The organism is Martelella sp. (assembly GCF_984369615.1).
The window spans coordinates 1-17641 of the sequence record NZ_CFHTCS010000049.1 but is presented as its reverse complement, the minus strand read 5'-3'; the positions used below and the strand labels follow the sequence as shown (position 1 = coordinate 17641).

The 17641-nt window shown below is 62.1% G+C and carries 22 protein-coding genes and 1 pseudogene; 14 read left to right on the top strand and 9 right to left on the bottom strand.

Going from position 1 to position 17641, the window contains the following annotated elements:
* The 5 genes from AC5DC2_RS06530 to AC5DC2_RS06510 all read left to right on the top strand — a co-directional run.
* Window positions 1-297: F0F1 ATP synthase subunit A (locus AC5DC2_RS06530; protein ID WP_491697920.1), on the top strand; the 297-nt coding region annotated here is incomplete at its 5' end.
* Window positions 298-384: 87 nt separating this feature from the next.
* Window positions 385-612, top strand: a complete 228-nt coding sequence (locus AC5DC2_RS06525; RefSeq protein WP_018063478.1) for a F0F1 ATP synthase subunit C — start codon at window positions 385-387, stop codon at window positions 610-612.
* Window positions 613-692: 80 nt separating this feature from the next.
* Entirely contained in the window at window positions 693-1274 is a 582-nt protein-coding gene (locus AC5DC2_RS06520; RefSeq protein ID WP_491697919.1) for a F0F1 ATP synthase subunit B, read from the top strand.
* A gap of 2 nt (window positions 1275-1276) precedes the next feature.
* Window positions 1277-1762 (top strand): F0F1 ATP synthase subunit B, encoded by a 486-nt coding sequence (locus AC5DC2_RS06515; protein WP_024706029.1) that lies wholly within the window; start codon window positions 1277-1279, stop codon window positions 1760-1762.
* Between the two features lie 110 nt (window positions 1763-1872).
* On the top strand, window positions 1873-2772 hold the full coding sequence (locus AC5DC2_RS06510; protein ID WP_491697918.1) for a bifunctional methylenetetrahydrofolate dehydrogenase/methenyltetrahydrofolate cyclohydrolase: 900 nt from the start codon (window positions 1873-1875) through the stop codon (window positions 2770-2772).
* 115 nt (window positions 2773-2887) lie between these two features.
* Here the strand turns inward: AC5DC2_RS06510 and AC5DC2_RS06505 are convergent, their stop codons facing one another.
* Entirely contained in the window at window positions 2888-3130 is a 243-nt protein-coding gene (locus AC5DC2_RS06505) for an Lrp/AsnC family transcriptional regulator (protein WP_200336795.1), read from the bottom strand.
* Window positions 3131-3524: 394 nt separating this feature from the next.
* Here AC5DC2_RS06505 and AC5DC2_RS06500 point away from each other — a divergent pair, with 394 nt between their 5' ends.
* The gene (locus AC5DC2_RS06500) at window positions 3525-5009 is read left to right on the top strand and encodes an NAD-dependent succinate-semialdehyde dehydrogenase (protein WP_491697917.1); all 1485 of its coding nucleotides are present in this window, start codon (window positions 3525-3527) and stop codon (window positions 5007-5009) included.
* 61 nt (window positions 5010-5070) lie between these two features.
* Here the strand turns inward: AC5DC2_RS06500 and efp are convergent, their stop codons facing one another.
* Window positions 5071-5640 carry an elongation factor P gene (gene efp, locus AC5DC2_RS06495; RefSeq protein WP_024706033.1) on the bottom strand — a complete coding sequence of 190 codons (570 nt, stop codon included), beginning with the start codon at window positions 5638-5640 and terminating at the stop codon, window positions 5071-5073.
* 146 nt (window positions 5641-5786) lie between these two features.
* Here efp and epmA point away from each other — a divergent pair, with 146 nt between their 5' ends.
* Window positions 5787-6848 (top strand): EF-P lysine aminoacylase EpmA, encoded by a 1062-nt coding sequence (epmA, locus tag AC5DC2_RS06490; RefSeq protein WP_024706034.1) that lies wholly within the window; start codon window positions 5787-5789, stop codon window positions 6846-6848.
* 3 nt (window positions 6849-6851) lie between these two features.
* Here the strand turns inward: epmA and AC5DC2_RS06485 are convergent, their stop codons facing one another.
* A complete protein-coding gene (locus tag AC5DC2_RS06485; RefSeq protein WP_491697916.1) occupies window positions 6852-7964 on the bottom strand; it encodes a glycoside hydrolase family 5 protein in 1113 nt (370 codons plus the stop codon).
* 325 nt (window positions 7965-8289) lie between these two features.
* On the opposite strand from AC5DC2_RS06485, the gene purU reads away from it, so the two are divergent.
* From purU to AC5DC2_RS06450, 7 genes are all read left to right on the top strand, one after another.
* Window positions 8290-9174: a formyltetrahydrofolate deformylase gene (gene purU / locus AC5DC2_RS06480; protein ID WP_491697915.1), complete on the top strand. Its 885-nt coding sequence runs from the start codon at window positions 8290-8292 to the stop codon at window positions 9172-9174.
* A gap of 444 nt (window positions 9175-9618) precedes the next feature.
* On the top strand, window positions 9619-9828 hold the full coding sequence (locus AC5DC2_RS06475; RefSeq protein ID WP_200336800.1) for a hypothetical protein: 210 nt from the start codon (window positions 9619-9621) through the stop codon (window positions 9826-9828).
* 247 nt (window positions 9829-10075) lie between these two features.
* A complete protein-coding gene (locus AC5DC2_RS06470; protein ID WP_024706038.1) occupies window positions 10076-10405 on the top strand; it encodes an ElaB/YgaM/YqjD family protein in 330 nt (109 codons plus the stop codon).
* A 3-nt stretch (window positions 10406-10408) separates the two neighbouring features.
* Entirely contained in the window at window positions 10409-10825 is a 417-nt protein-coding gene (locus AC5DC2_RS06465; RefSeq protein WP_491697914.1) for a hypothetical protein, read from the top strand.
* A gap of 118 nt (window positions 10826-10943) precedes the next feature.
* On the top strand, window positions 10944-11960 hold the full coding sequence (locus AC5DC2_RS06460; RefSeq protein WP_491697913.1) for an aldo/keto reductase: 1017 nt from the start codon (window positions 10944-10946) through the stop codon (window positions 11958-11960).
* Between the two features lie 35 nt (window positions 11961-11995).
* Window positions 11996-12808 carry an aldo/keto reductase gene (locus AC5DC2_RS06455; protein WP_491697912.1) on the top strand — a complete coding sequence of 271 codons (813 nt, stop codon included), beginning with the start codon at window positions 11996-11998 and terminating at the stop codon, window positions 12806-12808.
* A gap of 136 nt (window positions 12809-12944) precedes the next feature.
* Window positions 12945-13217, top strand: a complete 273-nt coding sequence (locus tag AC5DC2_RS06450; protein WP_024706042.1) for an usg protein — start codon at window positions 12945-12947, stop codon at window positions 13215-13217.
* Between the two features lie 6 nt (window positions 13218-13223).
* On the opposite strand, the gene deoA is transcribed toward AC5DC2_RS06450, so the two are convergent.
* From deoA to AC5DC2_RS06420, 6 genes and pseudogenes are all read right to left on the bottom strand, one after another.
* Window positions 13224-14540, bottom strand: coding sequence for a thymidine phosphorylase (deoA, locus tag AC5DC2_RS06445; RefSeq protein WP_491697911.1), 1317 nt, complete (start codon window positions 14538-14540; stop codon window positions 13224-13226).
* Between the two features lie 8 nt (window positions 14541-14548).
* Window positions 14549-15322: a deoxyribose-phosphate aldolase gene (gene deoC / locus AC5DC2_RS06440; protein ID WP_491697910.1), complete on the bottom strand. Its 774-nt coding sequence runs from the start codon at window positions 15320-15322 to the stop codon at window positions 14549-14551.
* Between the two features lie 4 nt (window positions 15323-15326).
* Entirely contained in the window at window positions 15327-16121 is a 795-nt protein-coding gene (locus tag AC5DC2_RS06435) for a purine-nucleoside phosphorylase (protein WP_491697909.1), read from the bottom strand.
* Window positions 16118-16516 carry a cytidine deaminase gene (cdd, locus tag AC5DC2_RS06430; protein ID WP_024706046.1) on the bottom strand — a complete coding sequence of 133 codons (399 nt, stop codon included), beginning with the start codon at window positions 16514-16516 and terminating at the stop codon, window positions 16118-16120. Before cdd ends, AC5DC2_RS06435 begins: the two co-directional genes overlap by 4 nt.
* Window positions 16517-16520: 4 nt before the next feature.
* Window positions 16521-17492: an ABC transporter permease gene (locus AC5DC2_RS06425; RefSeq protein WP_024706047.1), complete on the bottom strand. Its 972-nt coding sequence runs from the start codon at window positions 17490-17492 to the stop codon at window positions 16521-16523.
* A gap of 3 nt (window positions 17493-17495) precedes the next feature.
* A pseudogene (locus AC5DC2_RS06420) lies at window positions 17496-17641 on the bottom strand (ABC transporter permease); the annotation flags it as partial.

Genomic DNA, 17641 nt, shown 5'->3' with positions numbered 1-17641 from the left:
CTGCTGCCGCTGGTGACGCTGATCGAGATCGTTTCGTTTCTCTCGCGTCCCATCAGCCTGTCGGTTCGTCTTTTCGCCAATATGCTGGCCGGTCACATCACGCTCAAGGTTTTTGCCGGCTTCGTCGTCTCGTTGAGCGCGATCGGCACGATCGGAACCGGGGGCGCGATCCTGCCCCTGGCCATGACCGTCGCTCTGACGGCGCTGGAATTCCTGGTGGCCTTCCTGCAGGCCTATGTGTTTGCAGTCCTGACCTGCATGTATCTCAACGACGCCGTCAACGCAGGCGAACACTAGGGAATAAACACTGTCGGTTCGGCTGGACAGCGCGGACCGGCATCGCTATTAAGCCGCAATAACCCATTCTTTCGAAGGAGTTCTTTTATGGAAGCGGAAGCAGCAAAGTTCATTGGTGCCGGTATTGCATGCCTCGGCATGGGTGCAACCTCCATGGGCCTGGGCCGTATCTTCGGTGACTACCTCACCGGCGCCCTGCGTAACCCCTCTGCAGCCGACAGCCAGTTCGGCCGCCTGGTCTTCGGCTTTGCCGTGACCGAAGCGCTCGGCATCTTCTCGCTGCTCGTCGCTCTTCTCCTGCTCTTCGCCGTTTAAGTTTAAACGGTCTGACGTTTTGGTCACGGCGTTTGCTTATAACGCCGTGACATCGTTATCGAAGACCTCTGGAGGCGAGCATGATTGTGACACCGGCTCTGGCGCAGACATCGGAAGGCGCGGATGCGCATACCGAGACGACGCTGGCCGAACTCGAGCATCACGAGGAACAGGTGTTCCCGCCATTTGATTTTGTGACCTTTCCGTCGCAGATCCTGTGGCTGGCCATCACGTTCGGCATCTTCTATCTGGTGATGAAGAGGGTGATCGTTCCGCGCGTCGGCTCCATCCTGGAAGACCGGCATGACCGGATCGCCCAGGACCTCGACGAAGCCGAAAGGCTGCGCAACGAGGCCGATGCCGCGATTGCCGCTTATGAGAAGGAACTGGCCCGGGCGCGCGACGAAGCGCGTGCGATTTCGGCGGCCGCCGCCGAAAAGGCCCGTGCCGAGGCCGAAGCCGAGCGGGCCGAGCTCGAGAGCCAGCTTGGTAAGAAGCTTTCCGAAGCCAATGCCCGGATCGAAAAGGTTCGCTCCGAAGCGCTGGCCGAGGTCGGCACCATTGCCGAGGACACCGCCGCCCAGATCGTGACCCATCTTATCGGCGGGCGCGTTGCCAAGGGCGATGTCGAAGCGGCCGTATCTACGGCCAAGGAGGGCTGATCATGGCACTTGACGCGACATTTTATGCCTTTGTCGGCCTGATCCTGTTCTTCATCGTCGTGGCCTATTTCAAGGTTCCCGGCATCATGCTTCGCTCGCTTGATTCGCGCGCGGACGAGATTCGCGATGAACTGGCGGAAGCCAAGCGTCTGCGCGAGGAGGCCCAGCACGTGCTGGCCGACTATCAGCGCAAGCGCCGCGAGGCAGAAGAGGAAGCCAAGGATATCGTTGCCGCGGCCGAACGCGAGGCCCAGGCGATCAAGGAAGAGGCGCGCCGCAAGACGGAAGAATATGTCGAGCGCCGCACCGCCTTTTCCGAGCAGAAAATTCGTCAGGCCGAGCACGACGCCATCGAGGCCGTTCGTGGCGCGGCCGTGGACGTGGCCGTGGAAGCGGCGCGCATCGTCCTTGAAAAGAAGGCCACTCCCGCGGTTCAGTCGAAGCTGTTTTCGAAGTCCGTCGACTCGGTCAAGACGCGGCTCAACTGAGGGCACTCCTGCCTTTTGATGAAGTATACCGGCAAGCGCTGCGGCGCTTGCCGTTTTTGTTTTCGGAGCCCAGACGAGGGCGTTGGCATTGACTTTCCGGGAGTGAACAAATGGCAGAACGCATTGACGGCAAGGCGATTGCCGCAGGGGTGATCGAGACGGTCAAGACGGCCACGGCCGAACTGAAGCGCGCCAGCGGCGTCGTGCCGGGGCTTGCTGTCGTCATTGTCGGCGATGATGCGGCAAGCCATACCTATGTGGCGGCCAAGGGCAAGCGGGCCAAGGAATGCGGTTTTCATTCGGTGCAGGTCACGCTTGATGCCGATACCAGCCAGGCGGAACTCGAAAAGGTCGTTGGCGAACTCAATGCCGATCCGTCAATCCACGGCATCCTCGTGCAGCTTCCGCTGCCCGGCCATCTCGACGAGTTTCCGGTGACTCAGATGATTCGCCCGGAAAAGGACGTCGACGGGCTTTCGATCGTCAATGCCGGCAAGCTAGCCGTGGGCGACCTGAAAACCGGGCTGATTTCCTGCACGCCGGCCGGCGCGATGATCCTTGTCCGTTCGATCCACGGCGATGACCTCTCAGGCCTCAACGCCGTCGTCATCGGCCGCTCCAACCTGTTTGGAAAGCCCATGGGCCGGCTCCTGCTGCAGGCCAACGCCACGGTCACCATGGCCCATTCGCGCACCGCCGATCTTCCTTCCGTGTGCCGCAGCGCCGATATTCTCGTGGCTGCGACGGGGCGTGCCGAAATGGTCAGGGCCGAGTGGGTAAAGCCCGGGGCGACAGTCATTGATGTGGGTATCACCCGTGTTCCTGCGCCGGAGCGCGGCGAGGGCAAGACCCGGCTTCTCGGCGACGTTGATTTCGCGGCCTGCGAGAAGGTTGCAGGCGCGATCACGCCGGTTCCCGGCGGCGTCGGGCCGATGACGATCACCATGCTCATGGCCAATACGGTGATTGCCGCCTATCGTGCGGCAGGGCTTGAGGCGCCGCGTTTCTGATGGGCTTTCGTCTTTCTCCGGTACGCGGAAGTGCTCTATCTCTTTGTTTTTGCGCGTTTCCGGACGAAGAACCTGTATCCGCTTTTCCTGGCAAGGCGCCAGACGCCGCCGGCCGTCAGCCGAAAGCCTTGAAGGTGACGAGGGTGAAGGTGTCTTTCACGCCCTCGATCGTCTGCAACTGGCTGGTGACGAAGTGGCCGATGTCGGCCTCGGCCGGCAGGTAGAACTTTGCCAGGAGGTCGTAATGGCCGGAGGTCGAATAGATTTCCGAGGTTTCCTCAAGCGTGCGCACGACAACGTCCGCTACGTCATAGGCCTGGCCGGGATGGCATTTGAACTGCACGAAAATGGTCTGCATGGTTTGTCCTGACGGGTGTCGCCGGCGCGGGCGGCAAGGGGCCGGGACCGCGGCTGTTGAAACAGGAGTCATCTAGCGGAGAATCGCGCGCATCGCAAATCGGTGGATTTTGCGAATTTACTATATTGATACAATATTCCATTATATATAATTATATGAAAGTCGTCTGGCGTATGGCGGGAAGGCGCGCAGCCGCTTGGCGGGCGAGGCGCAAGCCTCCTGTTTCGCCAGAAACCGGGCCGGGACGCCCTGGGGCCAAGACATGCCCGGTGACGTGCGCTGCCGAAGGCCTTTCGGCGAGGCCTTTGATCGGCCAGTTGCGCGGCCGCACGCGGGAACGGAACAATGACCGCCGGGTTCGGCGTTGTGGAAAGAGAAAACAGGGAGACCATCCATGCCCATATCGGAACTGCTCACAAACCGCCTCAAGGACAAGACGCTGGCGCGTTCCGGCGCTTTCATTGCCGGCGAATGGGCGGAGGCCGCAACCGGCGGCAAGACATTCGACGTTACCAATCCGGCGACCGGCGAGGTGATCGCGACCCTGCCGGATTGCGGCAGGGAAGATGTCGACACGGCGATCGCTGCCGCCCACGAGGCGCAGAAGAGCTGGGCGAAGAAGACCGGCAAGGAACGCGCGGCTGTTCTTCGCAAGCTCTACGACCTGATGGTCGCCAATGCCGATGATCTCGCAACGATCCTCACCATCGAGATGGGCAAGCCCTTCGCCGAGGCGCGCGGCGAGATCCTTTACGGCGCGGCCTATGTCGAGTGGTTCGGCGAGGAGGCCAAGCGCGCCTATGGCGATATCATTCCGGGCCATCAGGCCGACAAGCGCATCATGGTCATCCGTCAGCCCGTCGGCGTCGTGGGAGCGATCACCCCCTGGAATTTCCCCAATGCCATGCTCGCGCGCAAGATGGCCCCGGCTCTCGCCGCCGGCTGCTCGATCATCTCCAAGCCGGCGCAGCTGACGCCGCTCTCCGCACTTGCCATGGCTTATCTGGCAGAACAGGCCGGGCTGCCGGCGGGATTGTTTTCGGTGGTCACGGCGACCAGTTCCTCGATGGTCGGCAAGGCCTTCAGCGAGGATGACCGCGTGCGCAAGGTAACCTTCACCGGCTCAACCGAGGTGGGCCGCATCCTGATGCGCCAGGGCGCCGACCAGATCAAGAAGCTCGGGCTGGAACTCGGCGGCAACGCCCCCTTCATGGTGTTCGACGACGCCGATCTCGATGCCGCCGTCGAGGGCGCGATTGCCTCCAAATACCGCAATGCCGGGCAGACCTGCGTATGCGCCAATCGTCTTTACGTGCAGTCCGGCGTCTATGACGCCTTCGCCGAAAAGCTGGCCAAACGGGTGGCGGGCCTGAAGGTCGGAGACGGCATGGCCGAAGGCATGGATATCGGCCCGATGATCGACGAGAACGCCGTCGAGAAGGTGCAGGACCACATTCAGGACGCCGTCTCCAAGGGGGCCGAAATCACGCTCGGCGGCGGGCGTCACGAAAAGGGCGGGCTGTTCTTCCAGCCGACGGTTCTGACCGGCGTCACGCCCGAGATGAAATGCGCGCGCGAGGAAACCTTCGGCCCGGTCGCGCCGCTGTTCCGGTTCGAGACCGAGGAGGATGTGATCAGCATGGCGAATGACACCGAATTCGGCCTCGCCTCCTATTTCTTCTCCTCTGACGTGGCGAAGATCTTCCGGGTTGCCGAAGCGCTGGAATACGGCATTGTCGGCGTCAATACGGGCCTCATCTCCACCGAGGTCGCGCCCTTCGGCGGCGTCAAACAGTCCGGCCTCGGCCGGGAAGGCTCCAAATACGGTCTCGATGACTATACAGAGCTGAAATATATCTGCCTTGGCGGCATCGCGTAGCAAACGCAAAAAAAAGGCGGGCTCAGCAGCCCGCCTTTCTCATATCGGCAACAAGGGGACATCAGTCCTTGGCGCGCTCCACATAGGAGCCGTCCTCGGTGAGGATCACCACGCGGGTGCCGGCATCGATATGCGGCGGCACCATGGTGCGCACGCCGTTTGACAGCATGGCAGGCTTGTAGGAGGAAGACGCCGTCTGGCCCTTGACCACCGGTTCTGTCTCGGTGATCTCCAGCGTGACATGGCGCGGCAGTTCCAGCGCAATGGCAACGCCCTCATGGATCGACAGGATCACCGTCATACCTTCCGACAGGTAGTTGGCGGCATCGCCGACATCGTCCGGGCTCATGGTGAGCTGGTCGTAAGTTTCAGGGTTCATGAAGTGGAACCCTTCGGCGTCATTGTAGAGGAAGGTGTGGTCGGTGTCCTCGACGAAGGCCCTCTCCACCTGCTCGGTCGTCTTCCAGCGTTCCGAAACCTTTGTGCCGTCGGCGATGCGGCGCATGTCCACCTGGGTCACGGGCGTGCCCTTGCCGGGGTGAAAATTCTGGGCGGTAAGAACGACATAGAGCTTGCCGTCGACATCGACGACATTGCCCTTGCGCAGCGATGAGGCAATGACCTTGACCATGAGACTTCCTTGCTTTGGCGGCCGGGACTATCTATAGACCGCGCATTCCCATTCAATTCGTGAGAGCGGGACTAACGCAAATCCGCTTTGAATTCCAGTGCCAAACGCCGGATTGCAACGAACGGGAAGGAAAGGCTTCAGGAAAAATGCCGGACGAAAACGCCGCTGCCCCGTCATCGCCCTGGTGGCTGTCCGACAGGCACCGTGACCGGCGGCCGGCGCTTCTGGCCCGCAACCGGATCATGGCGGCGATGCGCGCCTGGTTTGCGGATGAGGCGTTTATCGAGGCCGATCTTCCGGCGCTACAGGTCTCGCCCGGAAACGAGACCCATCTTCATGGGTTTTCAACGGACATGATCGGCAATGACGGCGCGGCGAAGGCGATGTACCTGCACACCTCGCCGGAATTTACCGCCAAGAAACTGCTGGCGGCGGGCGAGGAACGTCTGGTCGCCTTTTCCCGTGTCTATCGCAATCGCGAGCGAGGGCCGCTGCACCATCCGGAATTCACCATGGTGGAATGGTATCGCGCGCGCGAACCCTATGAGAAGCTGTTTGCCGATTGCTCCGCCCTGCTGGCGCTTGCGGCGCGGGCCGCCGGAACCGGGCGTTTTGCCTGGCGGGACGGGAATTGCGATCCCTTTTCCGCCCTCGAGCGGTTGAGCGTGGCCGAGGCCTTCGCGCGTTTTGCCGGGATCGATCTACTCGCCACGATCGCGGCTGACGGCTCGACCGACCGCGACGGCCTTTCCGGGCAAATGAGAGAGAAGGGGTTTCGATACGGCAATGACGACAGCTGGTCGGATCTTTTTTCGCGCGTGCTTGTCGAGAAAATCGAACCCAGGCTCGGCCATGGCCGCCCGACGCTTCTCGATGCCTATCCCGCGCCCGAGGCCGCTCTTGCGCGAAAGAGCGAGGACGATCCGCGCGTCAGCGAACGCTTCGAGCTCTATGTCTGCGGCGTCGAGCTTGCCAACGGTTTCGGCGAGCTGACGGATGCCGGTGAACAACGTCGCCGGTTCGAAGCCGATATGGCGGAAAAAGAGCGCATCTACGGCGAGACCTATCCGATCGACGAGGATTTTCTGGCAGCCCTTGGGCATATGCCGGCGGCAAGCGGCATCGCGCTCGGCTTCGACCGGCTTGTCATGCTTGCAACCGGCGCGCGCCGGATCGAGGACGTGCTCTGGGCGCCCGTTGCCGGGTGACGCTCAGTTGCCGTCGCCGTTGCAGGCGTGGCGGGTCAGGTCGTTGTCGGCGAGCATGGGCTGCAGCGTGCGCAGTTGCGCGCTGCCGCCGTTTCTCAGGTCCGGCTGGATGATCATCGGAGCGTTTTTCGGCCACCAGTCGCCGCTCGCCCAATAGGCCCAGCCAATCCAGGCTTTCTGATCGTTCTGGATGATGTCCACGATCTGCTTCAGGCCGCGCAGGCACTCGATCTGGTCGGTCGTGCCGAATTCGCCCAGGAAACCCTGATAATTGTTGGTGTTCAGCCAGCCGGTGAAGCTCCGGACGGCATCGACGGCGCCGTCGATATGGCTGCAGTCATCGGCCTTGCCCGAATAGTCGGCATCGGCATACTGATGCACTTCGAAGGCGAAATTGTCCTGGGGGTCGACAACGCCGGTCATCACCGAGGCGTTCGACGGGCCGTAGAAGGTCTGCTCCCAGCTGTGGGCGCCGGTCCAGGCGGTGCCCGGGACGAAAATCAGGTTGCCAGCGCCGATATTGCGGATCGCCGCGATCGCCGCGTTGGCGGCGGTCAGCCATTCCGGCGCTTCGATGTCGTGCGGCTCGTTCATCAGGCCGAAGATGATGTCATCGTCATTGGCGAAGACGGCCGAGAGACGCTTCCAGAAATCGGCAAAGGCTTCGACCGGCACGTCCGGGCTGCCGATCACCTGACCGCGATAGCGCGCGTAATTGTGCGGGTCGAGGATGACGACCATGTTGTTGTCGCGCGCGGCTGAGATCGTCGCCTGCATGCGCGACAATTCCGTGGCGTCGAACACGCCGTTCAGCGAAGGCTGGAGCCGTTCCCAGAGGAAGGGAAGCCGGATGGCGTTGAACTTGTCCTCGGCCAGTGAATCGATCGTTTCCTTCGAGGGGTAGATGTAGCCCTGGCCGTAAGGATCGCCGGGCTTGCCGAACTCGGCGCCGGCGACATTGATGCCGTGCAGCGTCATTTCACAGTTCTGTGCGGCAAGCGCCGTGGATGACAGCGCGAGGGACAGCGCCGTGGCCGCGACGGCGACGGTTGAAACCCGCCTCGTCAGGTCGGTGGCAGAAGACCGGCATGGCGCGGATTCCCTCAAGCGACGCATATACTGATACTCCAATCATCCCTTCCGCCTTCGGGCGGGTCGGCCCCGTCATGACAGCTGTCGCTGAACTATAGCGCGTCTGGGGTCGCTGAAGTCAAGCCGCCCCTTTTTCGCCGAAACAATAGTCTGCCGGCGGGCGGATGAAAACAAACGAAGAGGCGCGATTGGCGGCAATCCGCATCTTTGAGTCGTGGATGCTACAGCAGCGGACCTTTCGACGTAGTCTGATGATCCATCGGGCGGTTGAAAGCGCACCCGCCAACCTTTATGACCGGTCGGCTGTCCGGACAAGCGACGGCCTGCGCTCAGTAAACGGGAAATCACAATGAAAGACTTCGTGCTCACGGTAACATGCCCTTCAACGCGCGGCATTGTCGCGGCGATTTCCGGTTATCTGGCGGCGGAGGGCTGCAATATCATCGACAGCTCCCAGTTCGATGATCTGGAGACGGGGCGCTTCTTCATCAGGATCAGCTTTATTTCCGAAACCGGAACCGGGCTTGATGCGTTGAGGGAAGGGTTTGCCGGGATCGCCGCCCCCTTTGACATGGATTATAGTTTTCATGACGGCGAATACCGGCTGAAGACGCTGATCATGGTCTCGCGCTTCGGTCATTGCCTCAACGACCTTCTCTATCGCTGGCGCATCGGCGCACTGCCCATTGACATTGTCGGCGTGGTGTCGAACCACCTCGATTATCAGAAGCTCGTCGTCAATCACGATATCCCCTTCTACCACATTCCGGTGACGAAGGAGACGAAGCCCGCCGCCGAGGCGCGGCTTTTCGAGCTCATCGACCAGACGGAGGCCGAACTGGTCGTGCTGGCGCGTTACATGCAGGTGCTTTCGGACGAATTGTGCCGCAAGATGGCCGGGCAGGTGATCAACATCCATCACTCTTTCCTGCCGAGTTTCAAGGGCGCAAACCCCTACAAGCAGGCCTATCAGCGCGGCGTGAAGCTGATCGGGGCGACGGCGCACTATGTTACGCCGGAGCTCGACGAAGGGCCGATCATCGAGCAGGAGACGGTGCGCATCACCCATGCGCAGAGTCCGCAGGACTATGTGGCCCTTGGCCGCGATGTCGAGGCGCTGGTGCTGGCGCGCGCCATCCACGCCCATATTCACCACCGTGTTTTCGTCAACGGCAACCGTACGGTTGTCTTCCCGCCATCGGCCGGTTCCTACGCCTCCGAGCGTATGGGGTGAACGCAGTCCTTTCCTCCGGATTGTGCATTCACAGGTTGTATTTTTGCGGGGCGGCTGAATTTGTCGGCCGCCCCTCTTGTCTGCCGCCAGCAGCTCTCTATCTAGGAGGAAGCCGCCGGGCGGAAGCCGGCGAGACGGGAATTTCGTTTCCAACATTCTCGGCTCTTTGACATGTTTTTGAAGAATTTCGGCGATATGAATAAAATATAAGCTTGGTTTTGATTCGGGTTTCCGGGTAAAACCCACGCAGTCGCAAACTTGTCCAACCCTTCGGAGTGCGGGAGCGTTCAATGTCTTTCGAGGCGCTGAAAACAATGAACATGAACGAAGCCGGATGCGTGCCGGATGTGCTCCGATGCTGTCGCGCGGGCGACAGGGCCGTTAAGGCCGCACACAAGGGTTGAAACAAATTGGCCGGTCATCTTCGGGCCGGAGTTGGTAGTCATGAAAAAGCAGATGGTTGAGTTCGGCGGCCAGCCGGTCGGGATTGTCGTTCCCGAAAACGGGCGGCTCAGATTTGTCGCCGTCAAGTTTCACGTCCATGCCTTGGATGGCGGCCTTTATGCCACGATGGATGAGTTGCGCGCTGCTATCCGGGATCACCTTTCGCGCTGGTCGGGTGACGATCAGGCCCGGGTGGCCGCTGCGGGCTAGCGCATCGGCCTGAAAATCGGAATCGATTTTCGGAAACCGCGATGCGGAGTTGCTTTGGACGGCCAGGCGGCTGGGACGCACGCTTCGATGCCTATTGTGCCGGCCGCATGCCGGGCGTAAGCTTCCGCCGTCGGCCCTCAGATTTCCTCCGTTGCGGGTTTGCCGGCAGGGGACGGTCGACCGGAACAAAAACGACGCTGACGCGTTGGAGCGTTCAGTGTCCGAATTCAAATTTGGGAGATCAACTATGGCAGAAAGCAAAAGCACCGGCGGCCAGGCTGGCAAGACAACCGAGGCCGACATCCAGGCTCAGATCGACCAATTGCGTGACGACATCGCAGGCCTGACGAAGCTGATCGGCACGCTTGGCAATGAAAAGGCATCCGACGCACGGGCCCGCGCCGAGAAGTTCCGTGACGACGCGACCAGGAAGGGGCACGAGGCCTATGACCGGGCGCGCGAGGAAGCGATGTCGATCGAAGAGGATATCGAGGATCACATCCGCAGCCGTCCGCTGCAATCCATCCTGATGGCTGCCGGTTTCGGCTTTCTGGCCGCGCTGCTGACGCGGCGTTAAGGCATGGACCGGTTCATCTCCCTGACAGCTGCCATCATGGCGATTGATGGCAGCGCGGTCGCGCGTTCGGCAAGGCGCAACGCCGTGCTGGCTGTCATCCTGATTTTTCTGTTCATGTCCGCTTATGTGAGCGGCGTCGTTGCGCTTGCGATCTATCTGGCCGAGGTCTTCGGTCCGCTCGGCGCGGCGCTGACCGTGGCCATTGCCTCGCTCACGCTTGCGATCTTCGTGCTCGCCTATGCGATGCTGATGAACCGCGCGGAGCGGCGGCGCTACCGGGCCGCCAAATACGCGACCGAGGAAATGCTCGAAGGCGTTCTTGGCGTCGTTCCTGTGATGATGCGGCAAAAGCCGATCTCGGGGCTTACAGCTGTTGCGGGCCTTGCCTTCGTTCTGGCGCGGGCTTTCCAGAAGAAATAGCGCCGGCTTTCTGCCGGAGCGGCGGCGCAAGGTCACCTATCTGATGCTCCCGGCAGTCCCGTCGGGAGGACGCGAGGGCGCCTGTTACACGGGCGCGTTTTCCTTGGGGGCGTTTCTCATGACACATGCATCATACGATCTGCCGAAACGGCAACTCGGCACCACCGATATGGCGATTACCCGCACAGGCTTCGGTGCCTGGGCGATCGGCGGCGGGGGCTGGGCGGCAGGCTGGGGCGCGCAGGACGACAGCGATTCCGTCGCCGCCATTCGCAGGGCGGTCGATGCCGGAATCAACTGGATCGACACGGCCTCCGTTTACGGCCTTGGCCATTCGGAAGAAGTCGTCGGCAGGGCGATTGCCGGCATGGCATCCTCTGAGCGCCCCTTCATCTTCACAAAATGCGGCATGGTCTGGAACGATGATGATCCGATGGAAACGCCGAGACGGATCGGCGATCCGGAAAGCCTGAAAGCGCAGACGGAAGCTTCTCTGAGACGGCTCGGCGTCGAGGTCATCGACCTGATGCAGATCCACTGGCCGTCGAACGACGTGCCGCTTGCGGACTACTGGGGCGCGATGTGCGATCTGAAAGCGGCCGGCAAGGTGCGGGCGATCGGCCTTTCCAACCACGACATCAGCCAGCTTGAAGAAGCCGAGTCGATCGGCCATGTGGACACGCTGCAGCCGCCCTTTTCCGCCATTCGCCGCGATACGGCGGCCGAGCTTCTGCCCTGGGCCCGCGCCAACGAAACCGGCGTCATCTGCTACAGTCCGATGCAGGCCGGCCTTCTGACGGGACGTTTCACGGAAGAACGCGCCGCATCCTTGCCTGATGATGACTGGCGGCGCGGCAGTTCCAATTTCAACGGTGCGGCGCTGAGGGCCAATCTGGCGCTGGCCGAAGCGCTGAAGCCGGTGGCCGAGCGCCACGGCGTCAGTCAGGCAGCGGTTGCCGTTGCATGGGTTCTGGCCTGGCCGGGCCTGACGGGCGCGATTGTCGGCGCGCGCAAGCCCGAGCAGATCGACGGCTGGATTGCCGCCGCAGGCCTGGAACTCGACGATGACGACCTCGACGCGATTGCCGCGGCGATCGAGAAGACCGGCGCCGGAAGCGGGCCCGCCCGCCCCTGAGACGCAGTGACGAAAAGCAGTCTGGAGACGAAAGCATGAGAGCCATCAACGGTATCCCCCAGATCGGTTTCGGGACCTGGAAAAGGCGTGGCGACGAGGCCTACCGGACGGTGCTCGCCGCGCTCGAGGCCGGTTATCGCCATATCGATACGGCTCAGGCCTATGGCAACGAAGCGGAGGTGGGGCGCGCGCTGGCAGATTTCGGCGTGGGTCGGGATGAGATCTTCGTAACGACCAAGGTGTGGATCGACAATTACGGCGAGGATGCTTTTCGAAGAAGCGTCGAGGAAAGCCTTGAAAAGCTCGGCGGCATGGAAATCGATCTTCTGCTGTTGCATTGGCCTGGTCGCGCGGGCGGGCCGGCATTCGAGGACTATATCGGCCGGCTGGCCGATGCGCATGACGCCGGCCTTGCCAAACGGATCGGCGTGTCCAATTTCACCCGCGCGCTGATGGACAAGGCTGCCGGGCTGCTCGGCGATCGCAAGATCGCAGCCAATCAGGTCGAATGCCATGTCTTTCACCAGAACCGGCTGGTCGCCGATTATTGCGACAGGAACGGCATTGCCTTTACCGCCTATTCGCCGCTGGCGCAGGGCAAGATTGCCGGCGACCCGGTGCTGAAGACGATCGGCGCGGCCCACGGCGTTTCCGAAGGCGAGATCGCGCTCGCATTCCTGATGGCGGAGGGCCATGTGGTCATCCCGACTTCCAGCAAGCCGGAACGGGTGAAGTCGAACCTGGCGGCCGCCGAGATCGCGCTATCGCAGGACGAGATCGAACGTTTGAGAGCTCTCGACAAAGGCCTGAGACTGATCGACCCGGAATGGGCGCCGGAGTGGGACTGAACGACAAAAGGCTTGGCAGCACTCCATGTTGACTGCTGCCAAGTCATTGAAAAATATCTGAAAATAAAATTTTCGGATTGAAGCCTTCGCGAAAATACGTCAGCCTTTGCAATTGTCAACGACAATGAGGTGGAACATGCGATTTGCTTCCGAACTTGAAATGCAGCTTGCCGGCTACGGGCTGACCACGGCCCATATTCTCTATCGTCTCCCGGATTTCGACAATCTCCTGCAGACCTATCTCTGGCAGGATTACGATCTCGCGCCGGATTTTCCGCAAATGCACAAATTTCTCGATTTCTGGAAGCAAAATCTCGACGGCCCGCTGCACTCGGTTCGCTATGCCCACAAGCGGCTGATCGGTCCCAATGAATGGCGTCAGGTTTCGGGCGAAATCACGCTCCACTGATCGCGCTCAGGCCGCCCTGATCCGCTCGATGACGAGCGGTCGGTCGGCAGGCGCTTCATCCTCGATCGCATAGACGTCGCGCAGCGTCTGCATCGCGGCCTCGCATGCGCCGGCAGTTGCCGCGTGGACGAGGCCGAGCGGCGCGCCTGCCTCGACAAACGTGCCGAGCGGAAGGAGCCCGGAAAAGCCAACGCGATGGTCGATGCGCGCGTCGGACCTGATGCGTCCGCCGCCAAGCGTGACCACGCCGATGCCCAGCGCCCTTGCGTCCGCTGCGGCCAGGTAGCCGGACCGCGGCGCGGCCACGGGGCGGATGAGGGGAGCCTTCGGCAGATAGGCCACGGATTTCTCGACGAAATCAGCCGGTCCGCCCAATGCCGCAACCATGCGTCCGAAGCATTCCACCGCCTCGCCGCTTGCCAATGTCGCGTCCGCAAGGGCCTTGGCATCCGCGTGCGTTTCGGCAAGGCCCGCGCCGCATATCATCTCGGCGGCAAGTTCCAGGACAACTCTCCCAAGCCTTGTGCCCGCCTTTTCACCCTTCAGGAAGGCAAGCGCGTTTTCGATTTCGACCGCATTGCCGACTGCGTCAGCCAGCGGCTCGTTCATGTCGGTGACCAGCGCCGTCGTGGCAAGGCCAGCGCCGTTTGCAACCTTGACCAGCAGCTGCGCAAGGGCGGTGGCATCGGCGGTATTCCGCATGAAGGCGCCATTGCCGACCTTGACGTCGAGCACCAGCGACCGGAGCCCGGCTGCAAGCTTCTTCGACAGGATCGAGGAGACGATCAGCGGCATGGATTCCACCGTCGCCGTGACGTCGCGGATCGCGTAAAGCCGTTTGTCGGCGGGTGCCAGCGCGCCGGTCTGGCCGACAATGGCGCAGCCGGCCTCGGCAATCGCGCGGCGCAGGCTTGCCTCGTCGGGGCTGACATCATAGCCGGGAATGGACTCCAGCTTGTCGAGCGTGCCGCCTGTGGGCCCGAGCCCACGGCCGGAAATCATCGGCACGGCAAGGCCGGTTGCCGCCGCAATCGGCGCCAGCATCAGCGAGACATTGTCGCCGATCCCGCCGGTCGAATGCTTGTCGGCCAGCGGACGATCGATGCCCGGCCAGGAAAGAACCGCGCCGCTGTCGCGCATGGCAAGGGTCAGTGCGATGGTTTCCGCCTCGTCCATACCCTGGAAATAGACAGCCATGGCGAAGGCTGCGGCCTGCGCTTCGGAAAGCGTCTCGTCTGACAGCGCGCGGACGAAATCCCTAATTTCTGCGGCCGAAAGCGCGAAGCCGTCGCGTTTTCTGCGGATCGTCTCCGGCGCCAGCATCGGCTGCCCTAGTAACCGCTGCCGGTGACAGTCGACTGCTTGCCCGCGAGCACGCCCTGGATGTCGTCCAGAAGTCCGGAAGCGCCGAAGCGGAAGGTTGTCGGCATTACCCAGCCTTCGCCCATCACCGTTTCGGCAAGGCTCAGGTAAAGCTGCGCATCGCGCACCGAGGAGATGCCGCCCGCCGGCTTGAAGCCAACCTTGCGACCGGCTTCGCGGATGACGCCGAGCATGATATCTGCGGCTTCCAGTGTGGCGTTGATCTTGACCTTGCCGGTCGAGGTCTTGATGAAGTCCGCGCCCTCGGCAATGGCGATCGTGGCCGCCTTGCGGATGAGCGCTGCATCGGCCAGTTCGCCGGTCTCGAGGATCACCTTGAGCGTAACCGGTTCGCGGCAGAGAAAGCGGATGGCGCGAACCATTTCGCTCGCCGCCCATTCATTGCCGGCCTTCAGCTTGTTGTAGGGGATGACGAGGTCGATCTCGTCCGCGCCGTCGCGGATTGCCTGTTCGGTCTCTTCCTCCACGGCGCCGAGCGACATGTCGCCCGAGGGGAAATTGACCACGGTGGCGATCTTGATCATGTGGTCGGTCCCGAGCATCTGCCGGGCGAGGCTCACAAAGCGCGGCCAGATGCAGATCGCCGCCGGCGTGCCGTAGGGCGTGTAGGCGCGCGCGATCAGCGCCTCGATATCCTTCTCGGTGCAATCGTCGGAAAGGTTCGTCAGGTCCAGGAGCGAAAGCGAAACCGAAGCGGCTTCCTGCTCTGTATGGTGTTTCATGGCCTTACCCCTCGCCAATCAGGCGTTTGACAATGGCGGCCAGCTTGCGGCCGCCGATCGGCGCCATTTCCTTGGTTTCCTCATGGCCGAGTTCCCCCTGGCTCATGCCGGCGCCGAAATTCGTGATGACGGAAGCCGCAGCGACCTTCAGACCCAGAAAGCGCGCTAAAATGACCTCGGGGACAGTGGACATGCCGACAGCGTCGGCGCCCAGTGTCCGGGCCATGCGGATTTCCGCCGGTGTTTCGAAACTCGGACCTGAAAACCACATATAGACGCCTTCGGCAAGCTCAATATCCAGATCGCGGGCCGCCCGGCGCATCGCTTCCGCCAGACCGAGGTCATATGCCTGGCTCATGCCGGTGAAGCGGCGGTCGGATCTCTCGCCGATCAGCGGGTTCATGCCGGAATAGTTGATATGGTCGGTGATCAGCATCACCGAGCCCGGCGGCATGTCCTGGCGCAGGGACCCGGCAGCATTCGTCAGCAGCAGTTCCTTGATGCCCAGCGCGGCGAGCGTCTCGAGCGGAACGCGCATGGCTGCCGCGTCGCCCTGTTCATAGTAATGCACCCGGCCCGACAGCACGATGACTGGCTTGCCGGCGAGCTTGCCGATGACGACGGACCCCTCGTGGCCGCTGACGCCGCCGACGGGAAAGCCGGGCAGTTCGGAAAAGGCAAAAGACTGTTTCGCCGACAAGTCATCGGTCAGGCCGCCAAGGCCGGAGCCAAGAACCATTGCGATGCGGGGCTCAAGGTCGCCAAGCGCCTCGCGCAGCAGGAGGGCGGCGTCGCTCATCCGATTTCACCGGTGGCAAAGGCGTGCGGCAGCAATTCGGCCATCGTCACCGTTTGGCGTACGCCGCCGTCATCGCAGAGATAGATTTTGGTGTCGGGATCGGAAAACTCGGCGAGCTTCTGCCGGCAGCCGCCGCAGGGCGGGCAGAGCGCAAGACGGGGGGCGTAGACGGCTGCCGCCCTTATCTTCAGCGCGCCGCCCATCACCATGTGGCCGATGGCCACGCCTTCGGCGCAGATGCCCTCGGGAAAGGCCAGGTTCTCGACATTCGCGCCGGCAAAGACCTGGCCGTCATCCGTCAGAAGGGCGGCACCCACCGGAAATTTCGAATACGGCGCATAGGCCCTGGCGCTGGCCGCACGGGCCTTCTCGAAAAGCTTTTCAGCCGTTGCCATCGTCTCACCGCTCCTTGGTGTAGGGAATGCCGCCGGCTTTTGGTGGACGCGCGGTGCCGATGAAGCCGGCCAGAAGCACGCAGGTGAGGATATAGGGCAGGGCCTGGTAGAACTGGACCGGAACCTCACCGATCAGCGGCATGGACTTGCCCTGCATGAAGTTCGAAAACGCGCCGAGGAAGCCGAACAGCAGGCAGGCGAACATGACGGGGACCGGTTTCCACTTGGCGAAGATCAGCGCCGCCAGCGCAATATAGCCCTTGCCGGCCGACATGTTGTTGATGAAGGAGGCCGACTGGGCGATCGCGAGATATGTTCCGGAAAAGCCGCAGAGGAAGCCGGCGATGATGACGGCGCGGTAGCGCAGCCAGACCACCGAGATACCGGCGGTGTCGACCGCGCCCGGGTTTTCGCCGACGGCCCGCAACCTCAGGCCGAAACGGGTCTTGTAGATCACCCACCAGACGATCGGCACGGTGATGAAGGCGAGGTAGACAAGGACGTTCTGGCCCGAGATCACATCGGCATAGAACTTGCCGAGAAAGCCCATCTCTCTTGCCGCCTCCGCGCCGGGAAACTCGATCTCGGTAAACCGCGCGGTGTTCGCAAGCTGCGGCGTGCGTCCGCCCTGGCGGAACCAGGCATTGCCGAGCACGACGGTCAGACCGGCGGCGACGAAATTGAGCGCCACGCCGGAGACGATCTGGTTGCCGCGCGCGGTGATCGACGCATAACCGTGAACGAGGCTGAAGAGGATGGAGACGAGGATGCCGCCCAGAAGCCCGAGCCAGGGCGAGCCGGTATAATAGGCGACCACGGCGGAGGCGAAGGCGGATGCCAGCATCTTGCCCTCGAGGCCGATGTCGAAAATCCCCGAGCGTTCCGAGAACAGGCCGGCAAGGGCCGTGAAGATCAGCGGAATGGAAAGCCTGATGGTGGAGCCGAGCATGCCGACAATGATATCAACCGTGTGCATGGCTCAGGCCTCCGCTAACATCTGTCGTCGGGCGAAAACCCGGACAAGGGCCGGGCGGTAGAGAAACTCGAGCGCTCCCGCAAACAGGATGACGAGACCCTGGATCATCACGATCATGTCGCGGGTGATCTGCGGCATCATGAAGGAAA